A 25,170-nucleotide genomic window follows, 5' to 3' on the forward strand; every position below is an offset into this window, starting at 1 on the left:
CATTACATGGCTACGCCAGCTTGCCGCTTGCGCTGAAATTTTGCATCCAGTTGATGTGCACGATGCGCAATCGCCTGCAAGAAACGGTCTTGTACCAGCACCTGTCGCAATGGTTGCTGATAGTACGCTTTAAGAAACCGCAACACATCACGCCGAGTAAGGCCGATATGCAAAGCTGAAAAATAAAGACCAGCGAGGTCCTTAAGGCGTTTGTCCGCAGGTAGCTGCTGATGTATCTCTACGCGATGCAAATCCATTAAATGCAAACGTAAATCTTGCGTTTGCAAGACACTACGCTGCAGGGCAAAATGGCAGAGATAAAAGTCCCGATGCCACATGCCATGTGCATGAAAGAGACCTGCCAGCGCCGCCACATGTGCAATCAACTGACGCTTGAAACGTGGCAATGGCGGCTGGTGCAGCCACGGCTCGCATAAGGTCTCCAGAGTGACGATATCACCGAGGTCGCGTGTCACCACAAAAGACTGTTGATGCGCCGGGTGACAGCCTCGCTCACCGTATGCCAGCAACGGGGTGGTCGCAATACCAATCGCATTGAGTTTGTGTATAGCCTGCCACTCGTTACGCGCACCCAATACTGGCCATTTCAGACTCAAGAGACTCTTAAGGATCTCGCCCCAGCCAACACCGTAATGTTTCTTAATAAAAACAGACTCACCATCTAGCATCACCTTGTGCGTTTGCCGATCTTTCACCGAACGGAAAATCTCGCCCTGCAAGGCCATCCAATCATCAAAACGGCTAATGCTGGGAGTATATCCCGGCTCCAAGTGAACCTGCTGTGATTGTGTACGGTTAAAATCAGCCATGTGCAGACGATGCGCCTTGCAAATAATCAATGTTCTCGACAAGGCGTGGCACACACCGTCCGGCATGCATCGATGCCTGTTGATAGCCACGCATCACAGCCTGCCAAAATGCGGTATCCAGCATGGCCATTTCCTCACGATATTTGCCCAAACGCGCAAAACTGCGGATACGCGTAGCGCACATCAGCGACCACGGATAAATCGTCATATCAGACACATCAATCAACCCAAACTCGTCATTGGGCATCAGCAATACATTGCCACTATGCAAAGAATGGAAATGCACGCCTTTATCATGCAATGTCGCCAGGAATATGCCCATCTTGGCTGCCAATGCCTGAAGCCTAGACAGGTCCGTGGCCATTAACTGGCGCAAGGTCTGCCCTGCCAGCGGCTGGTAAATCACGGCTGTATGACCCGGACGTGATAAATGATAGAGCGATTTGACAGTCACCGTTGGGATGTTTAATGCTTGCAAGCGTAACGCATTACGGTAGAAACGTCGTGCATGCGAATACAGGCGTGCGCCACTGAACAGCCGACGTGCGCGAAAAATCTTGAGAAAATCACCATCAGCTAACTTAACCACTTTAGGGCCACGCGGATCTTGCTCTATAATTTCGCCGTCGCGGCACATTTGCTGCAGCCGTTCATCAGTCAACAATTCACTCGTTGTGTAAAAGAGATTCAACATAAATGAGCTCACAAAGCATGCATATGCGGCACCACCGTCACCTGATGTGTGCTGCAATAAGTCTGCCAGTCCGGCATATCAGTCCAATCACTTAAAAACACAAAATCCAGCCCTACACCTGTCGATGCCTGGTGGTCAAAGCGGCTATCGCCGATAAACAAGGCGGGAAACTCTATGCTGCCATCGGCAATCAGCTGTGCCAGATGCTCGTTCTTTTTAGTGGGCCCTCCATAAATGCCAAGCTCGAACAAAGTATCCAGTCCACGGCGCGGAAAAATGTTTCTTAGCTCTTCCTGATCGCCGCCTGACATCAGCATCCACTTGGCCTGTGACGTCTTCTGCTTTAAATCCATTAAAGCCGGTGCGAGTTCGCATTGCATTAAGGTCTCATCCAGAATCACGGTAAACGTATCCATAAATGCCTGGAACAGTTCCGGCGTCAACGGCTGTTTGATGATCTCGGTAATGTAATAACGGATCTTATCATTACGTGGAATGCTGCCCAGTTTGATGTGATAATCCACGAAAGCTTGTGCTTGCGCATCGTTGCCGCCCATTCGTTTAGCCGTATTGTAGTAGGCATCGACTTTGGTCTGGTTACTGTTGAGGACAACTCCATCGCAATCAAGCACGATGGTTTTGTAAATTGAAAGGTCTGGGCGTTGGGACATAGGCTGGATAATAAAAAAGGCTTGTATTGCTACAAGCCTTCATTATAGACGATTTGCTATGCGCTTCGCTTATTTGGCTGCCACGATCGCTGAAGCTTCCTTCGCCAGTTTGGTGATGTGTGCCCAGTCTTTATTGGCCACAGCATCTGCTGGCGTTAACCAGGTACCGCCACAGACAACCACGTTTGGCAATGCCAGGAAGTTAGGCGCGCTTTCAACGCTCACACCACCGGTTGGGCAGAATTTCACGTCAGCAAACGGGCCAGCAAAGCCCTTGAGCAGGTTGATACCGCCCACAGCCACCGCTGGGAACAGTTTCAAGAAGTAGTAATCATCGGCATTCGCCATCATGATTTCAGAGCCGGTAGACACGCCTGGCAACAATGGCAGGCCGATTTTACGGGCAAATTGACCCAACTCAGTGGTATAGCCCGGGCTGACTGCGAACTGGCAACCGACATCTTTAGACGCTTGTGCATCTTTCAGGTTACGTACAGTACCGGAACCCAAAATCGCGTCAGGCACGTGCTTGGCAATTTGTTCCATGGCTTGCAGGGCCACTGGTGAGCGTAATGTCACTTCTAGCACTTTCACGCCACCTTCAAGCAAGGCTTCTGCCATCGGCACGGCATCTTCCACTTTGTTGATGACAATCACCGGAATTACCGGGCCATGATTCGCTAACTCTAATGTGCTCATAGTCTCTATCAGTTTGTATAAAATTTCAGAAGCTTCAAGTGGCTTATTCACGCACACTTAAAGAATTATTTTTTATTAGCGCTTGATTTGCAAAGTTTACAACCAGGTAACCGCACCTTCTTCGGCCGACAGCACATTGCGGCGCATACCACCAAACAACTCACGGCCCAGGCCATGCGCATTGTAATGACGCTTGGCATCGCTAAGCTCTTCAGCTTCGCGTTCAGCCCAGGTATCTTCGTCTACCAGCACGTTCAGTTGGCCGACCGTACCGTTCAAACGAATAATGTCACCATTGCGGATTTTGGCAATTGCGCCACCGGCACTGGCTTCTGGACTCAGGTGAATCGCCGCTGGAATCTTGCCAGAAGCGCCACTCATACGGCCATCAGTCACAATCGCTACGCGGAAGCCCTTATTCTGCAACACAGCCAATGGCGGTGTCAGTTTATGTAACTCTGGCATACCGTTGGCTTTAGGGCCCTGGAAGCGCACGACAGCAATAAAATCTCTTTCCAGCTCGCCGCGGTCAAAGGCTGCCAGCAACTCTTCTTGTGCATCAAACACAATGGCTGGGGCTTCAATGATGTGACGATCTTCAGGCACCGCAGAAATCTTGATCACGCTACGACCCAGGTTACCCTTGAGCAAACGCAAGCCACCAGATTCGTTAAATGGATGCGCAGCCGTACGCACGATAGTTTCATCGCCGCTTTCTGCTGGATAATCGGTCCACACCAGTTTATCCGCTGTTTTCTCAGGCTTTTTACCGTAATCACGCATGCCACCACCGCTCACGGTGTAGACATCCGGATACATATAACCGCCTTCGATCAGCTCACGGATCACGAAACCAGGGCCGCCTGCGGTCTGGAACTCGTTCACGTCAGCCTTACCGTTAGGGTAAACGCTAGCCAGCAAAGGCGTCGCCTTGGCCAGGTAGTGGAAGTCGGTCCAGTCAATGATAATACCGGCCGCTCGCGCCACCGCTACCCAGTGGATCAAGTGATTGGTGGAACCACCAGTGGCCAGCAAAGCCACCATGGCATTGACAATTACATGCTCGTCGACCAAACGGCCAATTGGCACAAATCTATCCTTCTTGGTGTTCTGAATCACCATGCGCACGGCTTCACGTGTCAAATCTTCACGCATCCCATCATGTGGATGGATAAAGGCCGCACCCGGCACATGCAGACCCATGGCTTCCAGCAACATCTGGTTACTGTTGGCCGTGCCGTAGAACGTACAGGTACCAGCACCGTGATAAGCCGCAGACTCACTCGCCAGCAACTCTTCGCGGTCACACAGACCTTGCGCGTATTTTTCACGCACTTTGGATTTGGAGGTGTTATCAATCCCCGTGCTCATCGGGCCCGCGGGCACGAACACGCATGGCAAATGACCAAAATGCAGTGCGCCGATCAACAGGCCTGGCACGATCTTGTCACAGACGCCAAGCAATAAAGAGGCATCAAACACATCATGTGACAAAGCAACCGCAGTACTCATGGCAATGGTGTCGCGGCTGAACAGGCTCAGCTCCATGCCTGGTTCGCCCTGGGTAATGCCATCACACATGGCTGGCACGCCCCCTGCCACCTGCACGGTTGCACCATGCTTACGGGCTTCATCACGGATAATATCCGGATAGTTCACGTAAGGCTGGTGTGCAGACAGCATTTCGTTGTAAGCCGTAACGATCCCAATATGGGTTGGTTTCTCGGCATAAATCTTGAACTTGTCGTTTTGTGGCATCGCCGCAAACGCGTGCGCCACGTTGGCACAGCCCAGACGATCCGGGCCTTTTTCACGGTTCAGGTAATCATCAATACGCTGCAAATACGCCTTACGGGTCGGACGGCTACGCTCGATGATGCGTTCTGTTACTTCAATGTGAGATTGTTTCATTGACTATCGCTCAACTGTGTTTTAACTACCTGATGAACTATCCTGATGAACTGCTTTGAACTTGCTATTTAGTCACAGTTTAGGGTCGTAATATATATGAATCCAAACAGGTTCCCTACCTGCGATTATCGCCAAACTGGTGCAAGACGTCAAACTGAATTACCAAATTTGATTGTTTTTTTAGAGGATTCAATGACTTAAAACAATATACACCGTTTGGCAAAACCAGCTTGAAGCGACACGCTTCAAGCCAGTCTTCAGGCAGATTTGGTGACCAGGATATCTTCCAGCATGAGATATTCGAGATCGCAGCCATAGAACATGTTCAAGGCATCGGTCGGGCTGCAAATCATCGGCTCGCCGCGGCGATTGAGCGAGGTATTGAGTACCACGCCATTGCCACGCAACTGCTCCAGATGCTCAATCAGCGCGTAGTAGCGCGGATTGGTCGCTTTGGTCACAATCTGCGCACGCGCGGTGCCATCTTCATGCACCACCTCCGGAATACGCGCTTTCCAGGCCGGGTTCACATCAAAGGTGAATGTCATGTATGGCGCTGGATGCTCGGTTTGCAGGATATCCACCGCAATACGGTCCAGCATGCTGGGACAGAATGGCCGCCAACGTTCACGATATTTAATCTGCGCATTGATGCGGTCAGCCACACCCGGGAAGCTAGGGTCGCCCAAAATGCTGCGGCAGCCCAAAGCGCGTGGACCAAACTCCATGCGGCCCTGGAACCAGGCCAGCGGATTACCGGCAGCCAGCAATTCGGCGGCCTTGCGTGGGCCATCCTCAACACGCGTGAATATCGGTTTTGCCGGATGCGCTTCACAAGCGGCAATACATTCCTCGTTGCTATAAGCCGGGCCGAGGTAGGCATGCTCCATTTTATGGATGGTTTCGCCTGCCAGATGGGCAGCATAAGTCGCAGCACCCAGGCTGGTGCCATTATCACCAGAGGCTGGTTGTACAAATAACTCTTTAACGTGCGGCAAGGAGATAATACGCTGGTTCAATTTTACGTTGAGCGCAACGCCACCCGCCATCACAATTTTGCCGGTTTCACGGATGATATCGCCCAGGTAATACTCAATCATCTGTAGCGCCAGGTCTTCCAGCAATTGCTGTACGCTGGCCGCATAATGAATATACGGGTCGTCAATATCATCGCCTTCCCGTTTCGGGCCTAACCACTCAATGAGTTTGGGCGTGAAGTAAAAGCCTTTAGACTTACCATCAGGGCTGGTTTCTTTGTAGCGGCGCAAACCAACCACATTGACGTATTCTGTATTGATGATGAGTTCGCCGTTTTCAAACTTGGCCAAACGGCTCAAGTCATACTTTTTCGGGTCGCCATACGGTGCCATGCCCATGACTTTAAATTCGCCATCCAGCATTTCAAAGCCCAGAAACTCTGTGATCGCGCCATACAAGCCGCCTAGTGAATCCGGATCATAGAATTCTTTTATTTTGTGGATCTTGCCATTTTCGCCATAACCGAAAAAGGTGGTGGCATATTCGCCTTTGCCATCAATGCCAACAATCGCTGTTTTTTCTTTAAACCCGCTTAAATGATAAGCGCTGGAGGCGTGCGCCAGATGGTGCTCCACCGGCACATATTTAGCTTTGGTCAATCCCAACTCCGCCATCAGTTTAAGCGATTTATCGCGGTTGCGGCGGAAACGGCGGTTACCATTAAAAATCGCATCCAGTGCACGGTCCGGCGCATACCAGTAGCGTTTGGCGTAATGCCAGCGCGCAGCTGACGTCAGTGGGATTTCACCATAAGGAAAAGCGACAATATCCACCTGGTCCGGTGTAATTCCAGCCTGTTTCAGGCAGAACTTGGCGGCTTCGTAAGGCCAGTGATTCTTGGCGTGCTTGTCGCGAATAAAACGCTCTTCTTCCGCCGCAGCGACAATCTTGCCGTCCACTAAAATGGCGGCAGAAGCGTCATGCCCCAAGGCACCGGATAAACCTAAAACAATCATGCAGAAACTCGCGTAATGACTAAATAATTAAATGGAAATGCCCGCCAGTTTGAGTGGCGTATGGTCCTGATAAATCAGGCTAAACGACTTTACCAGCGCATTATACAGGGAAGTATCGGCTTGCCAATTTTGCAACAGGCGGCGGATATCTTTGGCATGTGCGCGTAACGCCATTTGCGTACGGTGGTGCTGCTGCATGCTGTCCAGGTCAATGACGACAATATCGCCCCGATCTGTCACTTGCAGATTACTGGCCTTCATGTCGCCATGTGACACCTTGAGCAAAAACCACTGGTAACACAATGTCACCAGTTGCTGGACCACATGCTGACGCAGCGCTTGATCGTGGCACTGCTGAAAAAAAGCCTGTGCATCCGGCCAGGGGCTATAAGCAGACACGAAATAAGCACGTCCGCGCATGCCGCAATAACGGCGCTCATACATCAACAAAGGTTGTGGCGTCAGCATACCGTAATACTGCAGACGATGGGCATTGCGCCACGAGGCGGCCGCACGACTGGGGCGCCACGCGCGACCCAGGCCATGCAGCCAATTCTTGATGTTATAACGCTTGATGACCACCGACTGGTCTTGCAGATGCGTATGCACAACGGTGCAGGTGTTGCCTGGTTTTAATACCTGACCAACATGCATGGCCACTTCCAGCGCAGGTAAATCCGTCACATGCAAACCGCCTGTGGTACTCACGGCTTGCGCACTCTGGCTAGTTTGCTGCCAGGTCACATCGCTGCAGGTACGGAAAATCTTGCGCGTCACATAACGCTCGACTTCTTGTGCTTTCATTTGTTTCGCCCAGGCCAATAATCTCGCAGGGACTAATGTAGCCTGCCAGCCGCGCGCGGCATCGTAGGCTGCCAGCAATGGCGCCACCCAGGCATGTTGATCCAGCACTTGGATTTTAGAGACTAACTCAGCCAGTTGGCGATACGCACGATGCTTGCTCAACATCGCTTGCTGGATACCATCGCCATCCAGTGACCACACCTGGCCATCGGCCAGCAGGAAATTCTTCAGATGCAAGTCGGTTTGTATCAGCCCGGCAGCATGTTGTGCCGCCAACGTTTGCACCAGTTGCTTGAGCAATGCCAAACCTTGCGCAGATGGTAGCGATTTATACAGCACATCCGCATTATCGGCAGGCGCAATCGCAGCATAAATCAAGACACGGGCGCGCTGGTCAGCAGACTCGCCCTGCCATAGCAAGGCGGGAGTCGCCAGGCCTGCCTGTGTGAGCCAGCCTACCCCTTGCGCGTCACGCGCAGCGTATTTCGCGGCTTGTGCCCCCACAAACACCTTGGCAAAGACTGCCTTGCCAGACCACTGCGCACGGAATACCCAGCGCCGCTGCGGCAACACACGCACAGCCGTCAACTGAGTCAGCGCAGCCTGGCCAGCCAGCCTGATAGTGCCGGTAGCAGCATCCACCACTTCACACAGGACAGGCGCGATGATCGCGTCAGGTATTGCATCCATTAGCGGGATTTCCACCACTGCGTGAGTTGTTGCAGCCAGCCTGATTGGTCAGAGAATAACTTTTTCGCGCGTTTATCGCGTTTTTTCATCATTTTTTTGACTTGCGACTTGGTCGCTGCATCGTCATGCGGCCGCGCCACATACAAGGTATGACGTGACTCGCCTTCAGCGTTAGGAATAGGCAAGGCCTGATAGTAATACAGCGCAATCGAGCGGCGCGTCACGCCGTCCGGCGTCGTTAACGGATCTGGATGCCCATGAAAACTGTCAGCATCGGTATTAAAAATCACACAGCGGTTAAACACAGGCGCCACCGTTTGCTGCTTGGCTTGCATTTGTCTGTCCCACAGCTCGAGATTGCCACCATACTCCGGCAACCAGTCCTGATTCAGGTACACCAGCATATTCACGCGGCGGTAAAGCTGTAAGCCTTCATTCACCTGAAAATCGGCATGAATACCCAGCAAACCTCCTGCCGAGGTCTCATGCAAGCCGCCACCGGCAAAATACGGGTCAGGCAACAGCCCTTTCATGCCTGTTAACGCCTCAATAAACTGCAACATCGGGGCAGAATTGAATAAGGCAAACGCCGCACGCAGGGTTTCGTCACAGTCATACGGTGAAATCTGCCGTTTGTGCGTACCGCCATAGCCTTTTTCATAGACTTTGTCATGCGCCTTGGGATCTTGTGGAAAGTGATCCAGCAGCAACTGCGTAAACGCCGTGGGAAAAATATCGTCAATGACAGCATGCGGAAAAGGCTGCGCCTGCGCATACTCCTCAGACAACAGGCTTCCTATGTCTTTGGCCTGTTGCGCATCTAGCGTAAAACCATGCGCCATTTCAATCGGCAATACCCCGTCTGAGATCGTCATTTTGTCTGTTCCTGCTGTGACTGTAATTGTTTAAGCATGGCCTGTTTGCGCTGCAAACGGCGGTTCTGCGCCGTATAACCACTCACCAGGCCCACCGTGCCAGCCTCGACATGGTCAAGATAGCGGAATAACCTGGCAGGCGACATGCGCTCGATGACATAACCTTGTGCTGCCAGCTTGTCTTGCAGCACATAGCCTGGAATTTGCTGTTCCATATAAAACTGGTAACCCAGTTGCTTCATCAAACCCACGTTCCATAAAGCGAAAAAGCTTTTAATGTAAGGTTCAATATAAGGCCTGGCCTGGCGTGCAGGCAAGCCCATGCGTTGTTTCAGGCGGCGGCTGTGGTATTTGAAAAAACCGGTAAACGCGCGCCAGAACAAACGTACATGCCCGCGGTTTAACTGATGCAAGCAACCGATGGCGGCAATATGAGGCTGACGTTGCATGCGCTGCAAACACTCAATAAAGATTTGCGGCTCATAAATAAACGTATCGGTATGCATCAAAAACAGATAGTCCGACTGAATGGCACCCAAAATCAGGTCCAGGCCTTCGCCATGCGCGGCAAATCCCTGCTCCTTGCCAGGCGACGGGCGCTCAATCAGGTGTATCCAATCGAGACTGCGCAAGTAAGCAGTACTTTCGTCGGCGGAGTCGTTATCTACCACCCACACGTCCACCCTATTGGCATCCAGCGCGCCACTGTCAAAATGGCTTTTGAGGAGATTCAAACAAGTGCGGGTCAAATCCAGTGTTTTGTAATTGACCAGCCCGATACTGAATCTTGGTAAAATGTGTTCCATAGGCATACTTGTCTGTTAACGCTTGCTACGCTGGGTAATGCGTTTGAGTAACTGCTTATCACATCGGCTTAAAGGGCGCGCAAATGCCTCACCGTGCAAATACTGTTTAAAAAAATACAGGCGATCGCTGTCCGCCAAGCCTTCTGTATGGCGGTGCAGCGCGGCCAAATCAAATCGCGCGCGACGCCAGGCACCCAGGCTTTTCCTGGCTTTTTCCAGGTCAATCAACGCCATTTGCGCAGTGATGTCATCGGCTTGTACAAAAATATGTTTTGGATACAAGGCGCGGTGCACCCAGCCCAAATCGTGAAAGCGGCGGATCTGCCTTGCAATCGCACGCAAGTATTGCCTGCGCAGAGCCTGGGGTTGCTTCAGCAGGCTTGGCAGCCATTGCTCCAAATCAACAAATCCATGCAGGTTTTCCGTGACTAAAATGGCGCGCTGGTTGCCTGCCTGTAGCGACTCGGCATACATCAGCACTTTAGGCGCAGGAATACCCGCGGCAGCCAAGGCCTGCAAACGATGAAACTCACGCCTGAAAGTAGGCTCACCAACCCATGGGTGCTGCCAGGTGCGGCGACCATGATTTTGCTGCTTTTTAACAAACACGGTGAGCGCAGGCTGACCTGCCAGCGGCAATACCAGCTTACCAACACCACTCCAGCCACCACGGCGCTGGTTAGGCGCTTCAAACCAGTCAATCTCGCGTGTCCACCAGTCATCAAACGCATTCAGCCCATGCTGTTGCAATGCCGCCTGGCAGGTGGGCTCTTGATAATGTGGCTGGACGAGTTTCAAAATAAGCAGTGTTGAAATAAATTGTGCAGATGCGGGTTTTTAAACTACATTTTGTTAACATACGGGCTAATCCCGAATTTTAACAGAATGCGTTTATAAATTAGTCTCATGTTGCTGTTTTTCTGTAAAACCGTGGCCTGCCTGCCACTCTCCTGGGTACATCAACTGGGCGCTTTTTTCGGCTGGCTATCTTACCTGACGGACAAAAAAAGCAACGGCATCGCCCTGGCCAATATCCAGCAAAGTGGCCTGGCGGCTGATGATGCCCAAGCCCGGCAACTGGTCAAAACCAGCCGCATCGAAGCGGGCAAGGCCCTGATGGAAACATTTTTCATCTGGGGAAGCCCTGCTGCCAAGCTGCTGCCGCTGATACAGCAAGTGCATGGCTGGGAACATGTGACCGAAGCGCAAGCGCAAAAGAGAGGGCTTATATTCCTCACGCCGCACCTAGGCTGCTTTGAAATCACCTCGATTTACTACGGCGAACGCGCGCCGATTACGGTTTTGTACAGACCACCAAAACTAGAATGGTTGAGCGAACTGGTGGTCAAAGGTAGGGAAAAAGGCAAAGTAGAGATGGCGCCAGCCAATGCCAGCGGCGTGAAAAAACTATTGCAGTCGTTGAAATCCGGCCTCGCCATCGGCATCTTGCCAGACCAGATCCCCAGACAGGGCGAAGGCGAATGGGCGGACTTTTTTGGCAAGCCCGCCTATACCATGGGGCTGGCCAGCAAACTGGCCACCAAGGCCGATGCGCTAGTGATTATGGCCTTTGGTGAGCGGCTACCCGCAGGCAAAGGATTCAATATCCACCTGACAAAGGTGGATGACATTAGCACGCCCACCCTGCTCAACCAAGCGATTGAGCGCCAGGTGGCACAATGTCCGGCGCAATACTTATGGCAATATAACCGCCACAAGCAACGACGCTACGCGCTGCACAAGTTGGAAAAAGCCCAACCAGACCTGGCTGAGCGCGAGTAAACGAAACTAGAGTTAAGCCAGGCCCTGAATCCAGCGGCTGTACACTTTATCCGCCACCTGGTGCAGCACGCCACAATCTTCTGCCACCTCTGCCAGCATGGTATCCGCCGATTGTACCGCCGGACTGGCCGCCGCACTGGCGATGTCATTCTTCCATTGTTCGGTCCACACTTTGACCATCTCTGGTGTCATTTCAATATGGCACTGCAAGCCTATATGCTTGCCCATGACATAGGCCTGATTGGCGCAATAGGGGCTGGATAACACGTGCGTCGCCCCTGCTGGCACCGTAAATGTTTCGCCGTGCCAGTGAAAACTGTTAAACCCTTGCAGATCGCCAAACCAGTCGCGCGCGGCAGCATGATCAGCCACCTGCACCTGCCCCCAGCCGATCTCCTTGACCGGATTCTTGCTGACGACACCGCCCAGTGCTTTACTGATTAACTGCCCCCCCAGGCAATGCCCAAGCAAAGGCACATCTTTGTCTACCGCCTGCCGGATTAATTGCAGCAACGGCGGAATCCACGGCAAGTCATCATTCACACTCATGGGGCCGCCCATGAGTACGATCCCACTGTAATCGTCGACCGACGTCGGTACCGCTTCGCCTTTATCAATGCGCACTTCGCACCACGGAATAGCATGCCGCGCTAAAAAAGTGCCCAAATAACCAGCACCCTCGCAGCAAGCGTGCCTGAATACCACCACTTGTTTCATGATTTACCTTACTAAACTGACTTTCTCATATTGCCCAAGCAAGATTCCGTCCAACGTATACGGGCCAATCGCATAACGGATCAAACGCAAGGTTGGAAACCCCACGTGGGCGGTCATTCGCCGCACCTGGCGGTTCTTGCCTTCACTGATCTTAATCTCCAGCCAGGTGGTGGGAATATGCTTACGCTCGCGAATCGGCGGTTCCCGTTGCCACAATTGGTCAGGTTCAGCGATGATTTTGACCTGCGCAGGCTGCGTTACAAAGTCACCCAGGTCTACGCCCTGTTGCAATGGCATCAAATCTGCTTGTGTAGGAGCACCTTCGACTTGTGCCCAATAGGTTTTGACCTGTTTATGCTTGGGATGACTTAAACGATGTTGCAATCCGCCGTCATCGGTTAGAATAAGCAATCCTTCAGAATCGGTATCTAACCGCCCGGCGGCATATACGTTGGGAATCGGAATATAGTCCTTGAGCGTCGCGTGCTTCTCATGAGCAGTAAACTGGCAAACGACGTTAAAGGGTTTGTTAAACAGTAATAACATGGAAAGTGCTATGTCTAAAATCAAGGTGCCTGCGACCGGCAGCAAAATCACCGTCAATGCTGATAATACCCTAAATGTTCCCGACCAACCTATTATCCCGTTTATCGAGGGCGATGGCATTGGTATCGACATTACGCCACCCATGATCAAAGTGGTGGACACTGCGGTTGAAAAAGCCTATGGCGGCAAACGCAAAATCTCCTGGATGGAAGTCTACGCCGGTGAAAAGTCTACAACGGTCTATGACAAAGACACATGGCTATCTGATGAAACCATGGCGGTGCTGAAAGACTATGTCATTTCGATCAAAGGCCCATTGACCACGCCTGTAGGCGGCGGCATCCGTTCATTGAACGTGACCTTGCGCCAGGAGCTGGATTTATACGTTTGCCTGCGCCCTATCCAGTATTTCACGGGCGTACCTAGCCCAGTCAAGCATCCAGAAAAAACCGATATGGTGATTTTCCGTGAAAACACCGAAGACATTTACGCCGGCATTGAATGGGCGGCCGGGACTGAAGAAGTGAAGAAAGTGATTAACTTCTTGAGCGATATGGGCGTACGCAAGAAAATCCGCTTCCCGGAAGCTTCTGCGATTGGGATCAAACCAGTATCGATTGACGGCAGCAAGCGCCTGATCCGTAAAGCGATTCAATACGCGATTGATAACAACCGTAAATCTGTGACCATCACCCACAAAGGCAACATCATGAAGTTCACCGAAGGTGGCTTCCGTGACTGGGGCTATCAGCTGGCTAAAGAAGAATTTGGTGCCGAGCTGATTGATGGCGGCCCATGGTGCAAACTGCCAAATGGCATTGTGATCAAGGACTGTATCGCCGATGCCTTCCTGCAAGAAATCCTGTTACATCCGGAAGATTACGATGTCGTGGCTGCCTTGAACCTCAATGGCGACTACATGAGTGACGCGCTGGCGGCACAAGTTGGCGGTATCGGCATTGCCCCTGGTGCCAACTTAAGCGACACCGTGGCCATGTTTGAAGCCACGCACGGCACAGCACCTAAAATTGCTGGTAAAAACCTGGCCAACCCAAGCTCACTGATTTTGTCAGCAGAAATGATGTTGCGCCATATGGGTTGGGTAGAAGCAGCCGATCTGGTCATCAACGGCGTGGCCAAAGCCATTGCCAGCAAGCGCGTGACCGGCGACTTTAGCAGCCAGATGGAAGGCGCTACCCAAGTTGGTACGGCCGAATTTGGTGACGAGATCATCAAGCAAATGTCCTAATAGATTGCCGGCTCACCGGCATCAGGCATAAAAAAACGGCTCGCAATTGCGAGCCGTTTTGTATTTTTTACCCCTAAAACAAAAATTATGCTTTTTGTATGTTGGAGGCCTGTTTCCCTTTTGGACCTTCAGTCACATCAAAGGATACACGTTGACCTTCTTTCAAGCTTTTATAACCAGATTCAACGATTGCGGAGAAGTGCGCGAACAAATCGTCACCACCGTCATCGGGAGTAATGAATCCAAAGCCCTTAGAGTCGTTAAACCACTTTACGGTACCTGTTGCCATTTTACTTCCTTACTTTTTTACTTAACAGGGAGGCGCCCCAAAAGTTTGTCTCAAGTACTCCAGTCGCAATTAACAAGCTTTGCTTTACTTAAAGACGGCTACAAAAAACCTGAACCCAAACGCCTTAAGGATTTATAAGTTAGCATTATTTAAATGTCAAGCGTATTTTTGTATCTTTTAACGAAAGCTAAAAAATCCAGTTAAAATTTGTATAAATGCTGCATGAGAGCCCGTCTTTTCAACGATTTGAATCTGGAATGGTCCACGTATACTGAGGTAAAAAGTATAGTTGTATCAGTACATTAACTGACCTATCTCACTGTTTAGAAGACACGCTTAAAGACATCTATGGCAACACTGGAAAGTTCACGGAAACTGGGAGGCATGGCGCGCATGCTGGTGCAATCTTCGCTCATGAGCGAAGAGGATGCCGCCGCTTTACAGGAAAAATCCCTGGCACAAAAGGTCAGCTTTCTATCCGCGACGCTGGCACAAAAAAAGATTTCCGCTAAAGATATTGCACAAACCGCTTCAGATGCCTTCGGCTTCCCGTTTCTAGACCTGGACGCACTGGATCAGGACTCCCTGCCTGACAAAACCATAGATATCAAACTCATGCAGTCGCACCGTGTATTGCTGCTGCAACAAAAAAGCAATGTGGCTTACATTGCGATTTCTGACCCGACCAACCTGCACTCTCTGGACACCATCCAGTTCCAGATGGGCGCCACTCTGTTCCCCGTGGTGGTGGAAGATGACAAGCTGGGTAAATGGATAGATAGAGTCGTCGAATCCAAAGACACCAGCATGTCTAGCCTGAATACAGGCGGCGATGACTTTGACCTGGGGCTGGAAGAAAACAGCGAAGAGCAGGAAGTTGAAGTGGTGCAGGAGGTGGATGACGCGCCAGTAGTCAAGTTCCTGCAAAAAGTGCTGATGGATGCCATCAATATGGGCGCTTCTGACCTGCACTTTGAACCTTATGAAAAGTTTTACCGCATTCGCTTCAGGGTGGACGGTGTGTTAAGGGATATGTCGCAGCCGCCATTGGCGATTAAAGAAAAACTGGCCTCGCGGATTAAAGTGATTTCCAATCTGGATATTTCTGAAAAAAGAATTCCGCAAGATGGCCGCATGAAGCTGATTCTGAGTAAAACGCGCGCCATTGATTTCCGCGTCAGTACCTTGCCACTGATTCACGGCGAAAAAATTGTGATGCGGATTCTGGACCCGACCAGCGCCACGCTGGGCATTGAAGCGCTGGGCTATGAACCTGAGCAGCAAGCCTCGCTGCTCAAGGCCATTCACCGTCCGTATGGCCTGGTATTGGTCACCGGGCCAACTGGCTCGGGTAAAACCGTGTCGCTGTACACTTGCCTGAACTTGCTTAACGACCCAGGCGTGAATATCTCTACCGCTGAAGACCCGGCAGAAATTCCGTTGCCCGGCATCAACCAGGTCAACGTGAATGACAAGCAAGGCCTGACTTTTGCCGCCGCGCTAAAATCCTTTTTGCGACAGGATCCTGACATTATCATGATTGGTGAAATTCGCGATCTGGAAACCGCAGACATGGCCATTAAAGCAGCCTCTACCGGTCACATGGTGTTGTCCACACTGCATACTAATGATGCACCAACCACCTTATCGCGGCTATTGAATATGGGCGTCGCCCCCTTTAACATTGCCTCAGCCGTGACGTTAATTACTGCACAACGTCTGGCCAGACGCTTGTGCAAGCATTGCAAAGTGCCGCTAGATGTCCCGCAGGAAGCGCTGCTCAAAGTGGGCTTCACAGAAGCCATGCTGCACGGCGACTGGAAACTCTACGGGGCGAAAGAAGGCGGCTGTGAGCACTGCAATAATGGATATAAAGGCCGCGTCGGTATTTACCAGGTCATGCCTATCAGTGAAGCCATGGCGCAGATTATTATGTCTAACGGCAATGCGCTGGATATTGCGGCACAAGCAAAAAAAGAAGGCGTGAAAGACCTGCGGGAATCAGGCCTGCTCAAGGTGAAACAGGGCTTAACCTCGATTGAAGAAGTCGAAGCCGTCACCAACGAATAATCTTGGTGACTCAATCAACCTCATTTTTAAGAAAACACTATGGCGACTGGCAATATCAAACAATCGGTGTATCAGTGGGAAGGTAAAGACCGCAAAGGCAAGCTGGTCAAAGGCGAAATGCGCGCCAATGGCGAGGCCGTGGTGAATGCCACCTTACGCCGCCAGGGCATTACGATACTCAAGGTCAAAAAACAAAGCGCACTGGCCGCCAAAGGCAAAGTCACAGAAAAAGACATTACTTTGTTTACACGTCAGCTCGCCACCATGATGAAAGCTGGCGTGCCTTTATTGCAAGCGTTTGATATTGTTGGCAAAGGTCACCATAATCCTGCCGTATCCAAGTTACTGGGCGATATCAAAGCTGACGTGGAAACCGGTAGCAGCCTAAGTGCGGCATTCCGCAAATATCCTTTATATTTTGACCAACTGTTCTGCAACCTGGTCGGCGCTGGTGAACAGGCCGGTATTCTGGATAGCTTGCTGGAGCGTCTGGCCACATATAAGGAAAAGATTCTTGCCATTAAAAGCAAGATCAAGTCTGCACTGGTCTATCCCGTTTCCATCATTGTCGTCGCTTTTATTATTACCGCAGTGATTATGATTTTTGTGGTGCCCGCCTTTAAAGATTTGTTTAGCAGTTTTGGGGCCGATCTGCCTGCACCTACAGTCATCGTCATTAACCTGTCCAATTTCTTTGTCGCCTGGTGGTGGGCTATTTTTGGCACACTGGGCTTTGGCTTTTGGTTCTTTTTCTACACCTGGAAACGCTCAGAAAAAATGCAAGCGACCATGGATCGTTTAATGCTGCGTATGCCTATCTTTGGTGAGCTGATCCGCAAGGCGACCATTGCCCGCTTTGCCCGTACACTGTCGACTATGTTTGCAGCCGGGGTACCGCTGGTGGAAGCCTTAGACTCTGTCGCTGGGGCATCTGGCAACAAGGTTTATTTTGATGCGACCAAAAAGATTCAAAGCGAAGTCAGTACTGGTACCAGCCTCACCGTCGCCATGCAAAATGCCAATGTATTTCCTAGCATGGTGATCCAGATGACTGCCATTGGTGAAGAATCCGGCTCATTAGACGGCATGCTGACCAAGGTCGCTGACTTCTACGAAGGCGAGGTAGATGACGCTGTCGCAGCTATCTCCAGCCTGATGGAACCCGTGATTATGGTGGTGCTTGGTGTATTGATTGGCGGTTTGGTCGTCGCCATGTATATGCCTATCTTCAAAATGGGCAAGGTGGTCAGCGGCGGTGGTTAAATCCAGCGCGCACAATAAAAAGGGGCTATTCATAGCCCCTTTTTATTTAGGTATTGGAATTACTTTTTAGCTGCCTGTAACGACTTTTCAATTTCGTCGTAAGGCTGGGCACCTAACATGCGCTTGCCGTTTTCAAAAAACAGCGTTGGTGTGCTGTTCACACCGACTTTATGTGCCAGCTCACCAACTTTTTCCAGTGGCACTTCACACTTGGCTGTTGTCGTCGGCAGCTTGTTATTCAAAATCCAGTCCTGCCAGGCTTTAACACGGTTGGTCGCACACCAGATGCTGCGTGATTTATTGGCCGCATCCGGGTGTAATTGCTCAATCGGATACAAGAAGGTATAAATCGTCACGTCATTAATATTGCTGAGTTCTTTTTGCTCCAGGCGTTTGCAGAATGGGCAATCCACATCAGAAAATACCACCAACTTGCGGCTGCCGTTGCCTTTGACCACTTTAATCGCCTGATCCAAGGGTAACGTATTGAAGTCAATCTTGGTCAACTCATCCATGCGTTCACCAGTAATGTCTTTTTTGCTTTTTGGATCCACCAGGCGGCCTTCAGCAATCAGGAAACTGAACTTGTCATCGGTGTAAATGATTTGCCCGCCCATAAACACTTCGTACAAGCCTGGATATGGCGTTTTGGTCACACTGTCGACCTTGAATTTGGGATAAGCGCTTTCCACCAGTTTTTTCAGGCTGGCTTCGTCGGCAACACTGCTAAAAGACCATAGCGCGGCCAAGGCAATCAAGCCGCCCATCACACACTGGCCGATAGATTTTTTCATGACATACTCTTTCTCAAACATGCGCAATTGCTCTCTGCCACATCAGCCTTGAGTCGCTGCGCGAATTAAAAAACGTTTAAGCATAGCACTGTTTTCCACCCCACGTAAGCCTAGCAAGGCAGCATGTGTCCACACGGCTTGCGGACGCGCAAACAAGGCATCCAGGCCACGAGTCAGTGCATGCATCTTTAAAATATCCGGCTGCCGCATACGCATCACATGCCGTAAAAAACGTGCATCACCTAATGGCCGAACAGCAGGCAATTCGGCAACCTGCGCGCACAGCGCCTGTACATCCTGAAAGCCCAGGTTAACGCCCTGCCCGGCCATCGGATGCACCTGATGCGCGGCATCGCCTAATAGCATCACTTGTGGTAACGCCATGGTATCGGCTGTGTTCTGCATCAGCGGGAAAGCCAGCACAGGGCCACTCGGCGTTAACTGCCCAAGTGGCTGACCACTACGCTCAGCCACTTCTACAGCCAAGGCCTCGGCGGACAAGACCTGTTTTTGCTTGGCAACCGCATGCGGCAATGCCCAAACCAATGAGACCTGTTGCTGCGGCATGGGTAGTAAAGCCAGGGTTTCGTGTTCGCCAAACCACTGCCTGGCAATATTGCCATGCGGACGTTCAGCTTTAAAATTCGTCACCAGCGCCGTTTGGGCAAAATCCACTTGTTGCACACCCACTGCACATTGCGATCGCACCCAGGACCGCGCACCATCCGCGCCTAACAACAAGGAGGCTTCAACTTCATGCTGCGGCAAGGATAACCGCACCATATGACCGCAATGTTGCAATGACTGTGCCGGGGCGTCGGTGATCACAGTCACCTCAGATTCGGCCAATACCTGCCAGCAGGCATGTATCAATGCCTGGCTTTCAACGATATAGCCCATCTCAGGCAGATGCGCTTCATCCGCACTCAGGCTCAAGCTAGGCGTGGCGTGGTGATGTGTGGGCGACCATAAATGCATGGCCGCAATCGGATTGAGACGGCTAGCTGGCAGGCGTGACCACACGCCCAGCTCGCGCAGCCAATTTACAGTTTGATTGGTCAGTGCATAAATGCGGGCATCCCAATGTGCCACGTCACTTATCCAGCCTGCTGGCAATGACTGTGCAGGCTTGGCATCGTTCAACACCACCTTTTTTCCCAGGCGAGACAAGGCAATGGCCGCCGTCAGGCCCACCAGGCCTGCGCCCACAATCGCGACATCGGTTTTCATCAAAGAATGCTCAACTGCCATAACTCATCTTGTTCACCAGGAAACGGCGCGCCATCGGCAACAGGCTCAACGCACCCAGTCCCGCGCCACGCAACAGGCCGACGCCGACCAGGTCATTAGAAAACACATTCACCAAAAAGTCGGTAAATTGCAGGCCACGGCCTGTATCGCGCTGCCGTGACTGGTGATACTCCGCCAGGCGGTGTGCTGCGCCCCATTCACTGGCTTGTGTTGCAGCCACGTTTTTGGCTAAGGCCACGGCATCGCGGATGCCGACATTAAACCCTTGTCCGGCCACCGGGTGCATGGTTTGCGCCGCGTTACCAATCACCACGCAATGCGCGGCAAAGGTTTGGCCTAATTTACTGAGTTTGAGCGGAAACCTGAATCGTTTCCCTGCATGCAAAAATTTGCCGACGCGGTCACCAAAGGCTTCATGCAAGGCTTGCAGGAAAGCGTCATCATCCAGCGCGGCGATCTCATCCAGATACGCCTGCTCACCCGTCCATACCAGTGAAAACTGCTGCCCGTTGGGTAGCAATGCCATCGGCCCGCGAGGCGTAAAACGCTCATAGGCAATATTGTGGTGTGGCTGCTCGGTCTGCACCAGGCCAACCAGCGCATCATGCCCATAATGCTTGGTTTCACGCACCAGGCCAGGAATTGCTTCCAGGCTGCGGCCGCCATCGGCAATCACGGCCAAAGGCGTCGATAGTTTTTGTACGGCGCCATCAACTGTCTGATATTCAAGCTCAGTTGCGCTGGCATATACATTCAGCCCCGTCACCGGCACCTGGTATTGCATGGTGATGCCTGCTGGCGATTGTTCAAGCCGCGCATCCAGCGCCTGCATCAAGGCGCCATAAGACACCACATAACCCAAGGCAGGCAAATCATGTTCCTGCGCTTTTAGTAGCGTGCGGCCAAAGCCTTTTTGCTGCGAGACATGAATAGTTTCAATCGCCGTGACGGCCGCTTCTAACTGCGCCCACACGCCCAATTGCTCTAATACCTGGCGTGTGCCGGAAGACAAGGCCAACGCGCGGCCATCGCCATACATGGCGCCAGGCGACTGCGCCTCCAGCACCGTCACCGGCACACCGGATTGTTGCAGGGATAGCGCCAGCACCAGCCCGACTGGGCCGCCGCCTATCACTACCGGATGGTTTATGGTTTGCATCACACTGACTGCCTTTGATTCCATCTCAATCTATACTCAAATCGCTTATGCACGCTGACGCATCAACGCTTCAATATCATCCACGGTCTTCACCGCCGCCGAGGTGATCACCTCATGTCCATTGGCGGTCACCAGCACATCATCTTCAATCCTAATGCCAATATTCCAGAAATGTTCAGGCACATTGTCTGCCGGACGCACATAGCAGCCAGGCTCTACCGTTAACATATTGCCTGGTTGCAGCATGACCCAGTCACCATCAGCGGTTTTATACTCACCAGCATCATGCACATCCAGTCCCAGCCAGTGACCGGTGCGGTGCATATAAAACTGGCGGTAACTGCCGGTTTCCAGCACGGCATCACGACTGCCCTGGCACAACCCATAATGGATAAAGCCATCCACCAGCACATCCAGTGCAGCCTCATGCGGTGCATTCCAGTGATGCTGCGGGCTCACGCTGGCAATGGCTACCGCCTGTGATGCCAGCACCAATTCATACAAATCTTTTTGTGGGCCACTGAAACGGCCGCTCACCGGAAAAGTACGCGTAATATCAGAGGCATAACCATCCAGCTCGCAACCGGCATCAATCAGCAACAAATCGCCAACGTTTAGCTGGGCGTTATTCGCGTTGTAGTGCAAGGTGCAGGCATTCGCGCCGCCTGCCACAATGCTGGTATAAGCAGGTGCCTGGGCGCCCTGGCTATAAAACGCATGTAAAAACTCAGCCTCGATTTCATATTCCCACTTGCCCGGAATCACCGCCTGCATGGCGCGGTTATGCGCACTGGCCGCAATACTGGCCGAGCGGCGCATCACCTCAACTTCGTAGGGGGATTTAAGCAGACGCATGGCATCCAGCGGTTGACGCACATCAACCAGCTTGGCAGGCGCCTGCACGCCAGTGCGGGCTTGCGCCTTGACGGCATTGAGCCAGTGGCTGACTTTCGCATCCCAGCCCGCATCACTGCCCAGGCTAAAAAACAATTCTGGCTGATTCGCCATCAGCTTGGGCAACTGTTCATCCAGCTGCGTGATGGAATAGGCTTCATCAAAACCGAACTCTGTTTTGGCAGCCTCTGGTCCATAGCGGAAACCATCCCAGATTTCGCGATCCACGTCTTTGTCACGGCAAAACAGGATACTTTTCGGCTCTGGTCCGGCAATCAGCACCAGTACAGCCTCAGGCTCTTTAAACCCGGTCAGGTAATAAAAATAACTGTCAAAGCGGTAAGGATAATGACTGTCACGATTGCGTGTCACTTCTGGCGCGGTAGGAATCACCGCGATACCGGCTTGCATGCTGCTGATCAGTTGCTGGCGACGACGGGAAAATTCTTGCATGGGAACACTCAAGGCACATTCTGAATAGGTGGGAATTGTAGCGTATTTGGTTGGCAATTGCAGGAATGGTTCCAGCCAGAAGGCTGGTTAGAAGCCCATCATGTCATATAACTCGGATTGCCGGACATTTTTTTCGGCAGATTGTATGGTGCCGTCGCTTTGCCATTGTTGCAATTGACGCGCCAGGATAGGCTGCACCTGCCCGGCGCGCATGCCGGGTTTGATCGCCGGTAGATACAGCATTTTCAGCAATAAGGCATCGAGGCCGGTTAATAATGACTCTGGCGTTTTATCGTTAAACACCGAGGGATAGACTTTTTCTGAATCATTCGGCAAGCCCATGGCTTGGGTGATTTCTTCCACAATACAAGACACCAGCAAACCACGCTCATTCGCATGGTCCACAGGAATGACCACCCAGGCGCGCTTGATGGCATTTTGTGCATCCAGGGTGAGGCCGAACATGCACATGGCATCGGCGGGTGGCTGCCTGCTTTTATTGCTACTGACTTGTACAACCTCTTGGTGCCACTGGGCAGACTGACTAAATACGACCGTCATATTGGCTTCTGCTGCGTTGGCCGCAAAACTGATCGGGTGACCGGTAATTCTCGATAAATGGCGCAGATGATAGTGCGTCAGTTTTGTGTGTTTGTCCGCCTGGTCTGCATGATGTACCAGCCACACCTTAACAGGCTGCTGCCATTTACGCACAACCTGCTCGCCCGCCACATATTCACTATGCAACGCCACCTCATTGAATGCCTGCTGCAAGTAGTCAGGCGATTGCCATGCCTCATCAGCATGCGCAGCCTGCGTGGCCAGCAAGCAGGAAAACAGCATCAACCTAATCATGATACTTGCTTGCCTCGGTGCGCAAAGGCGTCAGTAACGAAGACAGTCCGTTATGGTCAATTTCGCGCATCAGGTGCAGTAAGCGGCCAAGCTCACCCGGCGGGAATCCTTCACGCGCAAACCAGTGCAGGTAATGGCCAGGCAAGTCAGCAATCAGCCTGCCCTGATATTTGCCATAAGGCATTTTCAGGGTCACCAGTTGCATTAAATCTTCATTTTTCATAAGCCATGGGATTAAAATTAATTAAAAACATCAATATAAATAATGGGTTATTAACTTTCTTTCGCGTCTACCCTTAAAAAAATCCCCGGCTTGCCGTTATTCCCCTTGAGTATGTACAAATACTAAACAATAAGAAGATTCTTTGCGTTGAATTTAACATCGCGAGAGGCCATGATGCAATACGAAATCACTAAAGAAAAAAGTGCAGAATACCTGCGACAAGCCATCCATCACATGTCGATGCAGGATGCTGCTTTTCATCCAGTCAGCTACGCTGTCTGGTATGAATATTCATCGGGCGAACATGCGCGCCTGATTGAAGAAGTCAATGACTTGATTGAGAAAGAAAAAAGACTCAACGAGAAGAGTACGACCCACCTGTTTAACAAACACATTGCTGGCGCAGATGTCGATAGCGCCAAGGTACTGGTCGAACGTTTTAACCAGGTGGTGACCAGTATCACCTCCTCCACCGAAAAGGCCGGGCATGAAACCTCCCAGTTCAGGAAATCACTGGATGCCTGGTCCGATGAAATTCAACAACTGGATCCACAACTAGGCGCCCAACTGGGATCTCTACTCTCGGATACAGAGCAAATGCAAGCGTCCATGCATGGTTTGCAGCATCAGCTCTCATCCAGCCTGGAAGAAATTGCCGAACTGAAAAACGAGATTATGAAGGCCAAGCAAGAGGCGATCTCTGATGGCCTGACCGGGCTGATGAACCGCAAGGGATTTGATAGTGCTCTGCATCAATGCCTGGACACCGGGCCTGCAGAAGAAACCTGCCTGATGATTGCCGATATTGATTTCTTTAAGAAAGTGAACGACAGCTACGGGCATTTATTTGGTGACAAAGTGATTCAGGCTGTGGCCAGAATCTTAAAAACCGTGTCTGGCAACTTATATACCGCAGCGCGCTATGGCGGTGAAGAGTTTGTACTGTTGCTGCCACACACCAGCATGGACATTGCGCACGAGATTGCGGAAAACATTCGTCGCCAGGTTGCAGCCATCACCATTAAAAACAATGTCACCCAGCGCCTGATTTCCAACATCACCATTTCCATGGGGGTGACGGCTTACCATCCAGGCGAATCGGCTGACAGCTTTATCACACGGGCTGACCAGGCGTTGTATACCTCAAAAGCCCAAGGGCGTAACCAGGTGACCATGCTCAGCGGCGAGCTGGCCGCCGCCTGATGGCCTGCCAACAGGCTATAGCAAATCGCGTTTTTGCTCGGGGATATCTTCGTAAGGATAACGCGAATGCCCAAAACGCATCACCAGGACGGAAACAGCCAAGATGAAAATTGCCGCAGACACCGCCAGCATATGTGTCTCGGTCATTTCCTTCATGTCCAGCAATAAATAACGCGCCAAGGCCACCATCGCGATATAAATCGGATAACGCATAGGCAATTTACCGGTACCGAAGTAGCTGTTAATCATGGAAAACACTTCCAGGTATAAAAACAGCTGCAACAAATCACCCAGCCCGACCATGCCGGCATCCCACATGCGTGCCAGTTCGTGTGCCAGCGAAAAGAAAGTCGCGATCGTGACCAACCCCAAGCCCAACCGCTCTATCCACATTAATGCCTGGTGGGCGATTTTATCGGTGCGATGCTCATATGGTGGCTTCATGTTT

General features: G+C 51.5%; 25 protein-coding genes. 5 read left to right on the forward strand and 20 right to left on the reverse strand.

All coding sequences use genetic code 11. The features are described from left to right. Window positions 1-2 precede the first annotated feature (2 nt). The 10 genes from rfaP to ACIDE9_RS04230 all read right to left on the reverse strand — a co-directional run bounded on the left by rfaP (window position 3) and on the right by ACIDE9_RS04230 (window position 10,772). Window positions 3-830, reverse strand: a complete 828-nt coding sequence (gene rfaP / locus ACIDE9_RS04185) for a lipopolysaccharide core heptose(I) kinase RfaP (RefSeq protein ID WP_411992952.1) — start codon at window positions 828-830, stop codon at window positions 3-5. After that, window positions 823-1,524, reverse strand: coding sequence for a hypothetical protein (locus tag ACIDE9_RS04190; RefSeq protein WP_411992954.1), 702 nt, complete (start codon window positions 1,522-1,524; stop codon window positions 823-825). The genes rfaP and ACIDE9_RS04190 overlap by 8 nt, the downstream gene beginning before the upstream one ends. Window positions 1,525-1,532: 8 nt before the next feature. After that, on the reverse strand, window positions 1,533-2,195 hold the full coding sequence (locus ACIDE9_RS04195; protein WP_411992956.1) for an HAD family hydrolase: 663 nt from the start codon (window positions 2,193-2,195) through the stop codon (window positions 1,533-1,535). Between the two features lie 69 nt (window positions 2,196-2,264). Further along, the gene (eda, locus tag ACIDE9_RS04200) at window positions 2,265-2,894 is read right to left on the reverse strand and encodes a bifunctional 4-hydroxy-2-oxoglutarate aldolase/2-dehydro-3-deoxy-phosphogluconate aldolase (RefSeq protein WP_019882798.1); all 630 of its coding nucleotides are present in this window, start codon (window positions 2,892-2,894) and stop codon (window positions 2,265-2,267) included. Window positions 2,895-2,990: 96 nt separating this feature from the next. Then, a complete protein-coding gene (gene edd / locus ACIDE9_RS04205) occupies window positions 2,991-4,805 on the reverse strand; it encodes a phosphogluconate dehydratase (protein WP_194742774.1) in 1,815 nt (604 codons plus the stop codon). 257 nt (window positions 4,806-5,062) lie between these two features. Then, the gene (locus tag ACIDE9_RS04210; protein ID WP_411992959.1) at window positions 5,063-6,799 is read right to left on the reverse strand and encodes a carbamoyltransferase; all 1,737 of its coding nucleotides are present in this window, start codon (window positions 6,797-6,799) and stop codon (window positions 5,063-5,065) included. 27 nt (window positions 6,800-6,826) lie between these two features. Further along, the gene (locus tag ACIDE9_RS04215) at window positions 6,827-8,293 is read right to left on the reverse strand and encodes a lipopolysaccharide kinase InaA family protein (protein WP_411992961.1); all 1,467 of its coding nucleotides are present in this window, start codon (window positions 8,291-8,293) and stop codon (window positions 6,827-6,829) included. After that, the gene (locus tag ACIDE9_RS04220; RefSeq protein WP_411992963.1) at window positions 8,293-9,168 is read right to left on the reverse strand and encodes a 2OG-Fe(II) oxygenase; all 876 of its coding nucleotides are present in this window, start codon (window positions 9,166-9,168) and stop codon (window positions 8,293-8,295) included. The genes ACIDE9_RS04215 and ACIDE9_RS04220 overlap by 1 nt, the downstream gene beginning before the upstream one ends. Continuing rightward, on the reverse strand, window positions 9,165-9,974 hold the full coding sequence (locus tag ACIDE9_RS04225; RefSeq protein WP_411992965.1) for a glycosyltransferase: 810 nt from the start codon (window positions 9,972-9,974) through the stop codon (window positions 9,165-9,167). Before ACIDE9_RS04225 ends, ACIDE9_RS04220 begins: the two co-directional genes overlap by 4 nt. A gap of 15 nt (window positions 9,975-9,989) precedes the next feature. Further along, window positions 9,990-10,772 (reverse strand): lipopolysaccharide kinase InaA family protein, encoded by a 783-nt coding sequence (locus tag ACIDE9_RS04230; protein ID WP_411992967.1) that lies wholly within the window; start codon window positions 10,770-10,772, stop codon window positions 9,990-9,992. A 108-nt stretch (window positions 10,773-10,880) separates the two neighbouring features. Here ACIDE9_RS04230 and ACIDE9_RS04235 point away from each other — a divergent pair, with 108 nt between their 5' ends. Further along, on the forward strand, window positions 10,881-11,756 hold the full coding sequence (locus ACIDE9_RS04235; RefSeq protein ID WP_194754108.1) for a lysophospholipid acyltransferase family protein: 876 nt from the start codon (window positions 10,881-10,883) through the stop codon (window positions 11,754-11,756). A 12-nt stretch (window positions 11,757-11,768) separates the two neighbouring features. On the opposite strand, the gene ACIDE9_RS04240 is transcribed toward ACIDE9_RS04235, so the two are convergent. Together ACIDE9_RS04240 and ACIDE9_RS04245 are read right to left on the reverse strand one after the other, a co-directional pair. Next, window positions 11,769-12,473, reverse strand: a complete 705-nt coding sequence (locus tag ACIDE9_RS04240) for a type 1 glutamine amidotransferase (RefSeq protein ID WP_411992969.1) — start codon at window positions 12,471-12,473, stop codon at window positions 11,769-11,771. Window positions 12,474-12,476: 3 nt separating this feature from the next. Then, complete coding sequence (locus ACIDE9_RS04245) at window positions 12,477-13,019, reverse strand: rRNA large subunit pseudouridine synthase E (RefSeq protein WP_194742766.1); 543 nt, start codon at window positions 13,017-13,019, stop codon at window positions 12,477-12,479. A gap of 10 nt (window positions 13,020-13,029) precedes the next feature. Here ACIDE9_RS04245 and icd point away from each other — a divergent pair, with 10 nt between their 5' ends. Next, complete coding sequence (gene icd / locus ACIDE9_RS04250; protein ID WP_370583254.1) at window positions 13,030-14,268, forward strand: NADP-dependent isocitrate dehydrogenase; 1,239 nt, start codon at window positions 13,030-13,032, stop codon at window positions 14,266-14,268. A gap of 85 nt (window positions 14,269-14,353) precedes the next feature. Here icd and ACIDE9_RS04255 read toward each other — a convergent pair whose 3' ends face one another. Continuing rightward, the gene (locus ACIDE9_RS04255) at window positions 14,354-14,557 is read right to left on the reverse strand and encodes a cold-shock protein (protein WP_013441419.1); all 204 of its coding nucleotides are present in this window, start codon (window positions 14,555-14,557) and stop codon (window positions 14,354-14,356) included. Between the two features lie 348 nt (window positions 14,558-14,905). Between ACIDE9_RS04255 and pilB the strand changes: the two genes are divergently transcribed. Next, window positions 14,906-16,627, forward strand: coding sequence for a type IV-A pilus assembly ATPase PilB (gene pilB / locus ACIDE9_RS04260; RefSeq protein WP_411992972.1), 1,722 nt, complete (start codon window positions 14,906-14,908; stop codon window positions 16,625-16,627). Between the two features lie 39 nt (window positions 16,628-16,666). Then, complete coding sequence (locus ACIDE9_RS04265; RefSeq protein ID WP_411992974.1) at window positions 16,667-17,890, forward strand: type II secretion system F family protein; 1,224 nt, start codon at window positions 16,667-16,669, stop codon at window positions 17,888-17,890. A gap of 59 nt (window positions 17,891-17,949) precedes the next feature. On the opposite strand, the gene ACIDE9_RS04270 is transcribed toward ACIDE9_RS04265, so the two are convergent. The 6 genes from ACIDE9_RS04270 to ACIDE9_RS04295 form a co-directional block, all read right to left on the reverse strand. Next, entirely contained in the window at window positions 17,950-18,684 is a 735-nt protein-coding gene (locus ACIDE9_RS04270; protein WP_411992976.1) for a DsbC family protein, read from the reverse strand. Window positions 18,685-18,726: 42 nt separating this feature from the next. Then, complete coding sequence (locus ACIDE9_RS04275) at window positions 18,727-19,935, reverse strand: FAD-dependent monooxygenase (protein WP_411992979.1); 1,209 nt, start codon at window positions 19,933-19,935, stop codon at window positions 18,727-18,729. Then, on the reverse strand, window positions 19,925-21,094 hold the full coding sequence (locus tag ACIDE9_RS04280) for an FAD-dependent monooxygenase (protein WP_411993297.1): 1,170 nt from the start codon (window positions 21,092-21,094) through the stop codon (window positions 19,925-19,927). The genes ACIDE9_RS04275 and ACIDE9_RS04280 overlap by 11 nt, the downstream gene beginning before the upstream one ends. Window positions 21,095-21,139: 45 nt before the next feature. Beyond that, window positions 21,140-22,441: an aminopeptidase P N-terminal domain-containing protein gene (locus ACIDE9_RS04285; protein ID WP_411992981.1), complete on the reverse strand. Its 1,302-nt coding sequence runs from the start codon at window positions 22,439-22,441 to the stop codon at window positions 21,140-21,142. Between the two features lie 87 nt (window positions 22,442-22,528). Next, window positions 22,529-23,296, reverse strand: a complete 768-nt coding sequence (locus ACIDE9_RS04290) for a DUF2927 domain-containing protein (RefSeq protein WP_411992983.1) — start codon at window positions 23,294-23,296, stop codon at window positions 22,529-22,531. Next, window positions 23,289-23,519 carry a DUF3820 family protein gene (locus tag ACIDE9_RS04295; protein WP_194754099.1) on the reverse strand — a complete coding sequence of 77 codons (231 nt, stop codon included), beginning with the start codon at window positions 23,517-23,519 and terminating at the stop codon, window positions 23,289-23,291. Before ACIDE9_RS04295 ends, ACIDE9_RS04290 begins: the two co-directional genes overlap by 8 nt. Before the next feature lie 171 nt (window positions 23,520-23,690). Here ACIDE9_RS04295 and ACIDE9_RS04300 point away from each other — a divergent pair, with 171 nt between their 5' ends. Next, window positions 23,691-24,722, forward strand: coding sequence for a GGDEF domain-containing protein (locus ACIDE9_RS04300; protein WP_411992985.1), 1,032 nt, complete (start codon window positions 23,691-23,693; stop codon window positions 24,720-24,722). A gap of 15 nt (window positions 24,723-24,737) precedes the next feature. Here ACIDE9_RS04300 and ACIDE9_RS04305 read toward each other — a convergent pair whose 3' ends face one another. After that, window positions 24,738-25,166 carry a phosphate-starvation-inducible protein PsiE gene (locus ACIDE9_RS04305; protein WP_194754097.1) on the reverse strand — a complete coding sequence of 143 codons (429 nt, stop codon included), beginning with the start codon at window positions 25,164-25,166 and terminating at the stop codon, window positions 24,738-24,740. Window positions 25,167-25,170 lie beyond the last annotated feature (4 nt).

Source organism: Methylophilus sp. 'Pure River', assembly GCF_046765995.1.
Taxonomy (GTDB): domain Bacteria; phylum Pseudomonadota; class Gammaproteobacteria; order Burkholderiales; family Methylophilaceae; genus Methylophilus.